The sequence below is a fragment of the Saccharopolyspora sp. NPDC049357 genome (assembly GCF_040677225.1).
Lineage (GTDB): Bacteria > Actinomycetota > Actinomycetes > Mycobacteriales > Pseudonocardiaceae > Saccharopolyspora.
On record NZ_JBFAQJ010000074.1, the window covers coordinates 1 to 12,900 of the forward strand.

At 67.2% G+C, this 12,900-nt stretch carries 6 protein-coding genes and 1 pseudogene; 2 read left to right on the forward strand and 5 right to left on the reverse strand.

Going from position 1 to position 12,900, the window contains the following annotated elements:
- Positions 1-135: 135 nt before the first annotated feature.
- The 5 genes and pseudogenes from metH to AB0J91_RS32525 all read right to left on the reverse strand — a co-directional run.
- Entirely contained in the window at positions 136-3,696 is a 3,561-nt protein-coding gene (gene metH / locus AB0J91_RS32505) for a methionine synthase (RefSeq protein WP_363876747.1), read from the reverse strand.
- An 18-nt stretch (positions 3,697-3,714) separates the two neighbouring features.
- The gene (locus tag AB0J91_RS32510; RefSeq protein WP_363876750.1) at positions 3,715-4,689 is read right to left on the reverse strand and encodes a carbohydrate kinase family protein; all 975 of its coding nucleotides are present in this window, start codon (positions 4,687-4,689) and stop codon (positions 3,715-3,717) included.
- Positions 4,690-4,976: 287 nt separating this feature from the next.
- Positions 4,977-6,179 carry a methionine adenosyltransferase gene (gene metK, locus AB0J91_RS32515; protein ID WP_132624082.1) on the reverse strand — a complete coding sequence of 401 codons (1,203 nt, stop codon included), beginning with the start codon at positions 6,177-6,179 and terminating at the stop codon, positions 4,977-4,979.
- A 74-nt stretch (positions 6,180-6,253) separates the two neighbouring features.
- Positions 6,254-7,954: a methyltransferase domain-containing protein gene (locus AB0J91_RS32520; protein WP_363876753.1), complete on the reverse strand. Its 1,701-nt coding sequence runs from the start codon at positions 7,952-7,954 to the stop codon at positions 6,254-6,256.
- Between the two features lie 719 nt (positions 7,955-8,673).
- Positions 8,674-9,819, reverse strand: a pseudogene (locus AB0J91_RS32525) (AMP-binding protein); the annotation flags it as partial.
- Between the two features lie 271 nt (positions 9,820-10,090).
- Between AB0J91_RS32525 and AB0J91_RS32530 the strand changes: the two are divergent.
- Positions 10,091-11,833 (forward strand): sugar-binding domain-containing protein, encoded by a 1,743-nt coding sequence (locus AB0J91_RS32530; RefSeq protein WP_363876759.1) that lies wholly within the window; start codon positions 10,091-10,093, stop codon positions 11,831-11,833.
- Positions 11,834-11,841: 8 nt separating this feature from the next.
- Positions 11,842-12,858, forward strand: a complete 1,017-nt coding sequence (locus AB0J91_RS32535) for an aldose 1-epimerase family protein (RefSeq protein WP_363876756.1) — start codon at positions 11,842-11,844, stop codon at positions 12,856-12,858.
- Positions 12,859-12,900: the final 42 nt, after the last annotated feature.

A 12,900-nucleotide genomic window follows, 5' to 3' on the forward strand; every position in this document is an offset into this window, starting at 1 on the left:
AACGGATCTGGTGCCGACCGGCCTCGGCCAGACCCAGGTCCTTCACGGCGAACTCGAGGCCGTTGACCTTCTGCAACTTGACGCTCATGACTTCCCTTCTGTTTCTTTCTGATCAGCAGCTGATGGACAGCGGAATCAGGTGTTGAAGTACTTGGCTTCCGGGTGGTGCGCGATGATCGCGTCGGTCGACTGCTCGGGGTGGAGCTGGAACTCCTCGGAGAGCACGACCCCGATCCGCTCCGCCTCCAGCAGGTCGACGAGCTTGGCCCGGTCCTCGATGTCCGGGCACGCGCCGTAGCCGAAGGAGTAGCGGGCGCCTCGGTATCCGAGCTTGAAGAACTCCCGCACGTCGGAGGGGTCTTCCTGCGCCACGTTGCCGCCGTTGGCCCAGGCCATCTCGCGCCGCACGCGGCGGTGCCAGTACTCGGCCAGCGCCTCGGTGAGCTGCACGCCCATGCCGTGCACCTCCAGGTAGTCCCGGTAGGCGTTCTTGGCGAACAGCTCGTTGGCGAAGTCGGCGATCGGCTGGCCCATGGTCACCAGCTGGATCGGCAGCACGTCGACCTGTCCGGTCTGCTCGGCCTGCTCCCGCGTGCGGAAGAAGTCGGCCAGGCACAGCCGGCGGTCGCGCTTCTGCCGGGGGAAGAAGAACCGGTGCCGCTCCTGGGCGTCGGGCTCCTCCTTGTCCAGCACGACGAGGTGGTTGCCCTCGGTGACGCACGGGAAGTAGCCGTAGACCACCGCCGCGTGCTGCAGGATGCCCTGCGTGGACAGCTCGTCGATCCAGTGGCGCAGCCGCGGCCGGCCCTCGGCCTCGACGAGTTCCTCGTAGGAGGCACCCTCGCCCTTCTTGGCGCCGCGCAGACCCCACTGCCCGAAGAACGTGGCCCGCTCGTCCAGCAGCTGCAGGTAGTCGTTGACCGCGACTCCCTTGACCACCTTCGAGCCCCAGAACGGCGGAGTCGGGACCTCGACGTCGGCGGCCACGTCGGACCGCGTCGTGTCGTCGTAGCCCGGCTCGTCACCGGCCTCGGCCTTGCGCTTCTCGGCGATGCGCTGGGAACGCGCGCGGCGCTCCTTGCGCTCGGCCTTCTTGGCCTCCTCGGCGGCGTCCTCCTCCGGGGAGTCACCGCGCTTGATGGCCATCAGGCGGTCCATCAGGTGCAGGCCCTCGAAGGCGTCCTTGGCGTAGCGCACGTCGCCCTCGTAGACCTCGTCGAGGTCCTGCTCCACGAAGGAGCGGGTCAGCGCCGCGCCACCGAGCATCACCGGGTACTTGTCGGAGATCCCGCGGGAGTTCATCTCCTGCAGGTTGTCCTTCATGATCACGGTGGACTTCACCAGCAGACCGGACATGCCGATCGCGTCGACCTTGTGCTCCTCGGCGGCCTCGATGATGGCGTTGATCGGCTGCTTGATGCCGATGTTGACCACGTCGTAGCCGTTGTTGGAGACGATGATGTCGACCAGGTTCTTGCCGATGTCGTGGACGTCGCCCTTGACCGTGGCCAGCAGCAGCTTGCCCTTGCCGCCGGAGTCGTCCTTCTCCATGTGCGGTTCGAGGTAGGCCACCGCCGCCTTCATGACCTCGGCCGACTGCAGCACGAACGGCAGCTGCATCTGGCCGGAGCCGAAGAGGTCACCGACGACCTTCATGCCGCCGAGCAGGTCCTCGTTGATGATCTGCAGCGGGGGCTTCTCCTGCATGCCGGCTTCGAGGTCGTCCTCGAGGCCGTTGCGCTCACCGTCGATGATCCGCTTCTGCAGGCGCTCGAACAGCGGGAGCTTGGCAAGCTCCTCGGCGCGCGAGGCGCTGGAGGACTTCGCGGTCTGCCCCTCGAAGAGCTCCATGAGCTTCTGCAGCGGGTCGTACTCGCCTTCGCGCCGGTCGTAGACCAGGTCCAGGGCGACCTTGCGCGGCTCCTCGTCGATCTTGTTCATCGGCAGGATCTTCGAGGAGTTCACGATCGCCGAGTCCAGCCCGGCCTCGCGGCACTCGTTGAGGAACACCGAGTTGAGCACCTGGCGCGCGGCCGGGTTCAGACCGAAGGACACGTTGGACAGACCCAAGGTGGTCTGCACCGCCGGGTGGCGCTTCTTGAGCTCCTTGATGGCCTCGATCGTCTCGATGCCGTCCTTGCGGACCTCTTCCTGACCGGTGGTGATCGGGAAGACCAGGCAGTCGATGATGATCGCGGACTCTTCCAGACCCCAGTTGGTGGTCAGGTCCTCGATCATCCGCTCGGCGACGCGCAGCTTCCAGTCCTTGGTGCGCGCCTGGCCTTCCTCGTCGATGCAGGTGACCACGACGGTCGCACCGTGCTCGCGGACCATCTCCATGACCCGCTGGAACCGGCCGCCCGGCTCGGTGCCGTCCTCGTAGTTGATCGAGTTGACCGCGCAGCGCCCGCCCAGGTGCTCCAGACCGGCCTCGATCACGTCGGGCTCGGTGGAGTCGACCATGATCGGCAACGTCGAGGCGGTGGCCAGCCGCGAGGCCAGCTCCCGCATGTCGTGCGTGCCGTCGCGGCCCACGTAGTCCACGCACAGGTCGAGCATGTGCGCGCCCTCGCGGGTCTGGGCCTTGGCGATCTCGACGCAGTCCTCGTAGCGCTCCTCGAGCATCGCCTCGCGGAACGCCTTCGACCCGTTGGCGTTGGTGCGCTCACCGACGTTGAGGATCGAGGCGTCCTGCTCGAACGGGACGCTCTGGTACACCGACGACACCGACGGGATGATCTCCGGCGTGCGCGGAGTGGGGGTGGTGCCGCCCACGGCCTCGGCCACCGCGCGGACGTGGTCGTTGGTGGTGCCGCAGCAGCCGCCGACCAGCCGTGCGCCGTAGTCGCGCACGAAGCCCGACAGCGCCTCGGCCAGCTCCTCGGGCTGCAGCGGGTACACCGCACCGTTGGGGCCCAGCTCCGGGAGGCCGGCGTTGGGCATCACCGACAGCGGGATGCGCGAGTTCTGCGCCAGCACCCGCAGGTGCTCGCTCATCTCGGCCGGACCCGTCGCGCAGTTCATGCCGATCAGGTCGATGCCGAGCGGTTCCAGCGCGGTCAGCGCCGCGCCGATCTCGGAACCGACCAGCATCGTGCCGGTGGTCTCCACCGTGACCTGCGCGATGATCGGCAGCTTCTGGCCGGTCTGGGCCATCGCGCGCTTGGCGCCCACGATCGAGGCCTTGGTCTGCAGCAGGTCCTGCGAGGTCTCGACCAGGAAGACGTCGATACCGCCGTCGAGCATGCCCAGCGCCTGCTCGTAGTAGGCGTCGCGCAGCTTCGCGTAGGGGGCGTGCCCCAGGGTGGGCAGCTTGGTACCCGGTCCCATCGAGCCCAGCACGAACCGCTTGCGGTCCGGCGTGGAGAACTCGTCGGCGGCCTCCCGGGCCAGTCGCGAGCCGACCTCGGCCAGCTCTCGGATGCGCTCCGGGATGTCGTACTCGGCCAGGTTGGCCCAGTTGGCGCCGAAGGTGTTGGTCTCGATCGCGTCCGAGCCCGCTTCCAGGTAGCCCCGGTAGATCGAGGTCACCACGTCGGGCCGGGTCACGTTGAGGATCTCGTTGCAGCCCTCCAGGTTGGCGAAGTCGTCCAAGCTGAGGTCGTAGGCTTGCAACGCGGTTCCCATGCCGCCATCGGCGACGAGCACGCGCTCGTCGATGGCGGACAGGAACCCGCTGGGATCGTGGTCTGACATGCCGCTACTCCCCGTTCGTCAGCGCAGCTTCGGCCCGACCTCGGCGGCAGCCTCGTCGCCGTAGGCCTCGGCGATGCGAGCCAGGAACGAATCCAGCTCGACGTCGTATTCCTGCGGGCCGTCGGTCTCCAGCGAGACGGTCGCCAGCGTGCAGCCCAGCTGCAGCGAGCGCTCCAGGCTCAGGCCGCCCTTCAGGCCCGCGAGGAAGCCGGCGCGAAGCGCGTCGCCAACACCGGTCGGGTCGCCCTTCTGCTTCTCCTTCGGGGGCTCGACCAGCAGCGTCGGCTCGCCCTTGGCCTCGACCTGGACGCCCTTCGCGCCGAGCGAGGTGACCCACTTGCCGACGCGGCCCAGGACGTCGTCCTTGGTCCAGCCCGTGCTCTGCAGCAGGAGGCCGTGCTCGTACTCGTTGGTGAACAGGTACTGCGCGCCGTCCACGAGTTTACGGATGTCGTCGCCTTCCATGCGGGCCAGCTGCTGGCCCGGGTCGGCGAGGAAGTTGTAGCCGCGGTCCCGGCACTCCTCGGTGTGGCGCACCATCGCCTCGGGGTCGTTGGCCGAGATGACGACGATGTCCAGACCACCGAGGCGGTCGGCGACCGGCTTGAGCTCGATCTCACGGGCCTCGGCCATCGCACCGGCGTAGAACGAGGCGATCTGGTTGAGATCGGTGTCGGTCGTGCACAGGAAGCGCGCCGTGTGCTTGGTCTCCGAAACGTGCACGGACTCGGTGTCCACGCCGTGCCGGTCCAGCCACGCGCGATAGTCGTTGAAGTCCTGCCCGACGGCGCCCACCAGCGTCGAGGTCACACCCAGCTTGCCGAGGCCGAAGGTGATGTTGCCGGCGATGCCGCCGCGACGCACCTCCAGCTCGTCCACCAGGAACGACAGCGAGACCTGCTCCAGCCGGTCGGCCACGAGCTGGTCGGTGAACCTACCGGGGTAGGACATCAGGTGGTCGGTGGCGATCGAACCGGTCACCGCAATCCGCACTTCATAACTCCTTCACCAGGGCAGGCCGCGGGGAACTGCCATGCAATCGGCGCCCCGCAGCCTGCGACAGCTTCGTCGGTAGTGCCCGGAGGACACGTGGAATGGCTCGCGGCCGTGGCAGCGGCGCAACCGCCGCTCGCCCGGCCACCTGAGCAGCTTGCACCGTCGCGGGCCCGGAGGCCGGTTCTCCTGCGAGGACGCCTCGACGTCGTGAACCCGTCGAGGCGTCCGGTGCAGGAGGACCGCCTCAGGTGCCCGTCGGCACCGCTGCGTTCGCCGTTCCGCTCTTACAGACCGGCAGCGCTCTTGAGGGCCTCGGCGCGGTCGGTCTTCTCCCACGGCAGGTCGACGTCGCTGCGCCCGAAGTGACCGTAAGCCGCGGTCGGGGCGTAGATGGGCCGAAGGAGGTCGAGGTCACGGACGATGGCGCCGGGACGCAGGTCGAAGACCTCGTTGACCGCGGCCTGGATCTTGACCGGGTCGACGTTCTCGGTGCCGAAGGTCTCCACGAACAGCCCGACCGGGGCGGCCTTGCCGATCGCGTAGGCGACCTGGACCTCGATGCGGCCGGCCAGACCGGCGGCGACCGCGTTCTTGGCCACCCAGCGCATGGCGTAGGCAGCGGAGCGGTCGACCTTCGACGGGTCCTTGCCCGAGAAGGCGCCACCACCGTGACGGGCCATGCCGCCGTAGGTGTCGACGATGATCTTCCGGCCGGTCAGACCGGCGTCACCCATGGGGCCACCGACGACGAAGCGACCGGTCGGGTTGATCAGCACGCGGGCGTCGCCCGAGTCCAGACCGGCCCGCTCCAGCTCCGGCGCGATGACGTGCTTCTGGATGTCGCCGACCAGCTGGCCTTCGAGGTCGATCTCCTCGGCGTGCTGGGTCGAGAGCACCACGGTGTCCAGGCGAACGGCCTGGTCACCGGCGTACTCGATGGTGACCTGGGTCTTGCCGTCGGCACGCAGGTACGGCAGCGTGCCGTCCTTGCGGACGTTGGTCAGGCGACGCGACATGCGGTGCGCCAGGGTGATCGGCAGCGGCGCCAGCTCATCGGTGTCGTTGCAGGCGTAGCCGAACATCAGGCCCTGGTCGCCGGCACCCTGCTTGGCGATCTCGTCCTCGCTGCCCTCGACGCGCTTCTCGTGCGCCTCGTCGACACCCTGGGCGATGTCCGGGGACTGCTGCCCGATGGCCACGTTCACACCGCAGGAAGCGCCGTCGAAGCCCTTCACCGACGAGTCGTAGCCGATCTCCAGGACCTTCTCGCGGACCAGCGTCGGGATGTCGACGTAGGCCTTCGTGGTGACCTCGCCGGCGACGTGCACCTGGCCGGTGGTGACCAGGGTCTCCACGGCGACGCGCGAAGCCGGGTCCTGAGCCAGCATCGCGTCCAGGATGGAGTCGCTGATCGCGTCGCACATCTTGTCCGGGTGGCCCTCGGTCACCGACTCACTCGTGAACAACCGGCGGTTGATCTCACTCACGACTGCTCCTCACCTCACAAGCTTTGCAGCTTTGATCCTTGCGTACGGTAGTCAGGTTGTTTACCCGGGGGACCTCACACTCGGGCGTGAATGATGCCCCACGCGAGGTTCCCCGCCTTGCCCCCCGACACCCAGTTCTTGAGGCCGGTCTTCATCTTGGTGCGGTAGGCGTCACTGATCTTGTCGGCAAGATCACCCTCTCGCGATTCCAGCTCCTGCAGGACTCGGCCGTAGTGGATGGCCAGGTACTCGGTCAGGTCGTCGAACTCGAAGCTCTGCAGACCCAGACGGGCCAGCTCGCGGCGGTAGAAGCCGGGCGATCCCATCGTGTCCAGGCTCAGCCGATCGAGGATCGGGCCGAGCTCCGCGCGCTTGGCGGTGTCGGCCGCCATCGGGTCGGTGAACAGGAAGGACCCGGTCGGCTTGAGGACGCGGCTGACCTCCTCCAGCACGCGCGGGCGGTCACCGCTGTGCAGGATCGCGTCCTGCGACCAGACGATGTCGAACGCGTTGTCCTGGAACGGGATGTCCTCGAAGGAACCGTCCTTGACCTCGATGAGCTCGTCGAGCCCCTGGGCCCGGTTGAACTCGACGTTCCGGGCGTTCTCCACCTCGGAGAGGTTCAGGCACGAGACCTTGCAGCCGTAGGTCTTGGCCAGGTAGCGGGCCGCGCCGCCGTAACCAGCGCCGATGTCGAGGATCCGGGTGTCCGGGGTGATCTCGACCTTGGAGGCCATCCGCTCGACGGTGCGCCGGGAGGCGGTGTCGATGTCCTGGTCCGGGGTCTCGTAGAGGCCGACGTGAATGTCGTTGCCGCCCCAGACGTGGTAGTAGAAATTGTCCGCGTCTTCGGAGTTGTAGTAATCGCGGGCGGTGTGCACCGCGGTCGAGTAGACGTCGGCGAGGTCGTCTTCCTCGACGTACTTCTTCTCCGCGACGTGGATGTAGAAATCCGGCTCGCCTTCCTGGTAGGTCTCCTGGAAGTCGCCGTAGGTGTCGATCCGCTGGAACCCGACCTCGCGCATGAGGCGGCGGACGTAATTCTTCCGGAGCGGGTACATGTTCAAGAAGAATTCAGATTTGTCCGGGAAGGTGTACTTGAACCTCGCCAGACCTTCATCAACATAATCCGGCTCCGCGGAAACGTCCTCGCCCGCGTAGTAGTACGTGTGCTTGGAGCTGAATCCGTCGTCCAGAATGGAATCGTAATTCCGCTGGTCGATGATCAGAACGCCGTCGTGCTTCAGCATGGCGTAGAACTCGGCGAGCGTCTTGCGGCGGTCGCGCTCGGAGAACAGGTGCGTGAACGAGTTCCCGAGACAAATGATCGCGTCGTATTCGCCGTGGACGTCACGATTCAGCCAGCGCCAGTCGGCGTGCACGACGCGCAGAATGTGCCCACCGTACTCGAGCCCGTTCTGGAATGCCTTGGCCAGCATCTGCGGGCTGCCGTCGGCGGAGACGGTTTCGAAGCCCTCCTCCAGCAGCCGGACCGAGTGGAACCCGGTTCCGGTGGCCACATCCAGGACGGACTTGACACCACGAGCCTTGAGCTGATCGATGAAGAAGCTGCCCTCGCTCTCGTAGCGCTTCTTCCAGTCGATCAGATCATCCCACTTCTCCACGAATCCACCGACGTACTCGTGGGTGTAGTGGTCCGACTCGCGGACTTCCAACGGATTCTCGCCGAAAACCTGCTCTTCACGTGCCACCAGATCGGCCGTGTCAGGCGAACCAGCCTCGTCAGAAGTCAAGTCGTCCACGCTCTTGGCCATTTTCACTCCCACCACTCACGTTGGTCATGCGCCAGCCCACGCACTTCAGGCATGCGCAAATCCGTGCCGCGAGCATCTTGTCTCGCGGCCGTGCGGGTCGCCACTGCGAAAAAAGGCAACACCTCCGACCGGCGCGGGCAGCCGAGAAAACGCTCAAGGCCGCAGCACCAACGCCGATCGCACTCGGTCGGCACCCTTGCCAACCGGCGTGACGCATTTCCGTGCGTCGCTTAACCAACCTAGGCGAAGGAGATCACGAAGCAAGCGTACAAACGTGTGACGGTAATCACCGCAATGCGATGAATGCGTGATTCCCATTGTCACCCTGGGTGAAAAAATGCGCGGCCACCAGCGGATATTGGAGATCGTTTTGGGGTCGATAACGATCACGTGAGTGCAATAAAAATCCGGAAGATGTACACTAACGCGCGCCCGATATAGCACAATGTTCGCGCTATTTCAAGAGTTCCGATCGACAAAGATTTTGCGAATAGCCGATGCGGCGGTTGACTTTTTGCTCCCCGTAACCCTTGCATCGAAGAGCGGAGCACGGATGTTACGGCTTTCATGTCCGCGGCGCCATAACTTTTTCCGGACTATCCGTCAATCGGTGCATCCGCCCCTGGAACGCCGAACCGATCCAGCACGCCGCGCGGCGCCGGCACCGCATCCGGGCCGGGAGCGAACCCGGCCCGGACCACGGCGTCAGCGGCGCTCAGTCAGCCCTTGAGGCCGGGGAAGTCCTCGTCGCGGTACTCACCCCGCGCACGCTGCCCCGCGTCGCGCAAACCGCTCTCCCACCCGCGCAGCTCGACCCGCCGGATCTTGCCGGAGATCGTCTTGGGCAGCTCGGAGAACTCCAGCCGCCGCACCCGCTCGTACGGCGCGAGGTGCTCCCTGGCGAACCGCATGACGGACTCCGCCGTGCGCTCGTCGGGCTCGTGACCGGCGGCGAGCACCACGTAGGCCTTGGGCACCGACAGCCGCAGCGCGTCCGGCGCGGGCACCACCGCCGCCTCGGCGACCGCTCCAGCAGGACCACGTCGAAGCCGGGCAGCGCCCGGCCCATCGATCCCGGCCGCACCTGCTGTCCGGGGGTGTTGGCGACCTGGACGCTGGTCTCGGTCTGACCGAAGCCGTCGCGGGTGGTCACGCCCCAGGCACGGCGGACCTGCTCGATGATCTCCGGGTTCAGCGGTTCGCCGGCCCCGACGACCTTCACCGGCGGGGTGCTCAACGAGCCGAGATCGGCCTGGATGAGCATCCGCCACACCGTCGGCGGCGCGCAGAAGCTGGTGATGGCGCAGCGCTGCATCTGCTGCTGCGACCCGGCCGGGTCGAATCGCGAGTAGTTGTAGATGAACACCGTCGCCTCGGCGTGCCACGGCGCGAAGACGTTGCTCCAGGCGTGCTTGGAGCAACCCCGGCGAGGAGATGTTGAGGTGGACGTCCCCGGGCTCCAGGCCGATCCAGTACATCGTGGACAGATGGCCCACCGGGTACGAGACGTGCGTGTGCTGAACGAGTTTCGGCTTGTCTTTGGTGCCCGAGGTGAAGTACAGCAGCATCGGATCATCGGTCCTGGTGACGGCATCGGGCGTGAAACCCACCTCTGATCCCGCGTTCTCGCCGTAGGAGTGCCATCCCTCCACGGTGGACCCGACGGCGATGCGGGTGTAATCACCCGGGACGTCGGCGAATTTCGCCGCGTCGTCCGATGTGGTCACCACGTGCCGCGCCCCGCCGCGGTCCAGCCGGTCGCGCAGGTCCGCCGAACCCAGCTGCGGGGTCGCGGGGATGATCACCGCACCCAGCTTCATCGCGGCCAGGATCGTCTCCCACAGCTCGACCTGGTTGCGCAGCATCTCCGGGCCCCTTTTCGTCTCGGCTGCGCTGCCGGGGCAAGGAGTGGACCATGTCCACGACGGGCCCGGCCACTCCGACGAGCCGAGTCGATTGCTCCGATGTGCGGGTCCTTGCTCATCGGCGTTGACTCTTCGTGCGGTTGTGGTCATTGTTGTTGATTACTGGTGATTTTCTTTCGGAATTTCCGGCGTCAAGGAGGACACCGTGTTCCGACCTGTCACGACGATTGCCACCGCCCTCCTGCTCACCTTCTCCGGAGTACCCGCTTCGATGGCCGCACCCGAACCAGCCTGGCAACCCGAGGCACCACCGCTGACCACGCCGTGGACCGACCAGGTCGGCCCCGACAACGCCCTGCCCGAGTACCCGCGCCCGCAGCTGACCCGCGAGCGCTGGCTGAACCTCAACGGCCTGTGGGACTACACCGGCGGCGACAACGCCACCGAGCAGATCCTGGTCCCCTACCCGCCGGAATCCGGTCTTTCGGGGGTGCAGCGCCACGACGACCAGATGCTCTACGAGCGCACCTTCGACGTGCCCGCCGACTGGTCCGGCCAGCGACTGATCCTGCACTTCGGCGCCGTCGACCAGCGCGCCGAGGTCTCGGTCAACGGAAAGCAGGTCGCCGTGCACGAGGGCGGCTACACCGCCTTCTCCGCCGACATCACCGACGCCGTCAAACCCGGTGCGCCGCAGCAGCTCACCGTCGCCGTCTCCGACGGCAACGAGACCCAGCCGTACCCGGTGGGCAAGCAGCGCAACGATCCCGGGGGCATCCTCTACACCGGCGCCTCCGGCATCTGGCAGACCGTCTGGCTCGAACCCGTCGCCCCGGCGCACATCGCCGGGCTCGACATCACCCCCGACCTGACCGGTTTCGGCCTCAATGCCAACGCCGCCGCCGACAACGGCGAGCAGGTCGAGGTCGCGGTGCGCGACGCCGAGGGCCAGGAGGTCACCAGGACCAGCGGCCCGGTCGGCGGGCCGATGCGCGTGGACGTCCCGCAACCGCACCTGTGGACCCCGGACGACCCGTACCTCTACGACCTGACGGTGCGGCTGCTGGGCGCTGACGGAGCCGTGCTCGACGAGGTCGGCAGCTACACCGGGCTGCGCACGACGGGTCTGGTCAACGACGAGCAGGGCCGACCGCGGATGGCGCTCAACGGAAAGATCGTGTTCCAGCACGGTCCGCTGGACCAGGGCTACTGGCCGGACGGCATCTACACCGCGCCGACCGACGAGGCGTTGCGCTTCGACCTGGACAAGACCAAGGAACTGGGCTTCAACATGGTCCGCAAGCACGTCAAGGTCGAACCGGCGCGCTGGTACTACTGGGCCGACAGGCTGGGCCTGATGGTCTGGCAGGACATGCCGTCCCTGCCGATCGACCTGTCCATCCCGCCGGAGGACAGCCCGCCGCCGTCGGAGGAGATGAAGGCCAACTACCGCGCCGAGTGGGTCGACATCATCGATCAGCTGCGGAGTTCGACCTCGATCGTGGCGTGGGTGCCGTTCAACGAGGGCTGGGGCGAGTTCGACACCGCCGAGATCACCGACCTGACCCGGCGCACCGACCCGACCCGGTTGATCAACCCCTCCAGCGGGGTGAACTGCTGCTACTCGCTGCCCGACAGCGGCGCGGGCGACATCTACGACGACCACACCTACGTGGGTCCGGGTGCGCCGACGGTCAAGGACGGCCGGGCGATCGTGGACGGCGAGTACGGCGGGCTCGGCCTGGCCGAGGAAGGCCACCTGTGGCCCGGCGAACCCAGCGCGTACGAGATGACCGAGAGCAGGGAGCAGCTGACCCGGCGCTACGGCGAGGTCAGCGACGAGCTGGCGCGCATCATCGGGGCCAACGGCCTGTCGGCGGCGATCTACACCCAGACCACCGACGTGGAGAACGAGGTCAACGGTTTCCTCACCTACGACCGGCAGATCATGAAACCGGACGTGGCGTCCGTGCGCGCGCACAACACCGCCGCCATCGAGGCGGGAAGCCGGTGAGGAGTCCGATGAGATCGACGAAGATCAACAGACGTGGTGCGCTGCTGGGGGCCGCGGGAGCGGCCGGTGCGATGGCGGCCCTTCCCGGCGTCGCGCAGGCCGCGCCCGGCGTTCCCCCGACGGCCAGCGGGCACCTCTACGAGATCGGCGCGGGCAAGCACCGGGTGGTCGTCGGCGGCGTGGCCGCCTCGGTGCTGTCCTGGAAGGCCGACGGCCAGGAGATGCTGCTGACCCACGATCCCGACGACGTCGGCGAGGGGTACCAGGGCAAGACGATCCTGCCGTGGGCCAACCGGATCGACCACGGCGCCTACACCTTCGAGGACCAGGAGCTGCAGGTCGCGATCAACGAACCGGAGCGCGACGCCGCGCTGCACGGCCTGATGAGCTTCGTGGAGTGGTCGCCGGTGCACCACCGCGCCGATTCGGTCGTGCTCGAACACGTCCTGCCACCGGACTACGGCTACCCGTTCCAGCTGGCGTTCCGCATCGAGTACCGGGTGGACGACCGCGGTTTCTCCAGCACCCTGTCGGCGACCAACGTCGGACGCGGCCCGGCGCCGTTCGGCACCGCCAACCACACCTACCTGGCGGCGGCTCCGGGCACCCGGATCAACGACATCGCGCTGGAGATCCCGGCCGACACCTACTACGTGGTCAACGACCGGCTCATCCCGACCGGCACCGCGCAGGTGGAGGGCACCGACTACGACTTCCGCACCGCGCGGCCGATCGGCGGCACGGAGATGGACACCGCCTTCACCGGCCTGCACCACTCGGGCGGTGAAGCGGTGGTGCGCTTCGGGCGGCCGGACGTCGACGTCGAGCTGTGGGTCGACGAGACCCACCGGTACCTGCAGGTCTACACCGACGACGATCCCAGCACCGACCGGCCGGGCCGGGCGGGGCTGACCGTGGAACCGATGACGTTGGCGCCCAACGCTTTCGTCACCGGTGACGGGTTGCTCGTCCTGCGGCCGGGGCAGACGCACATCGGCAGCTGGGGCTACCGCCTCGCCGAGTGACCGCCTGCCGTTCGGGGGGTGGAGGTTTCAGCGGAAACCTCC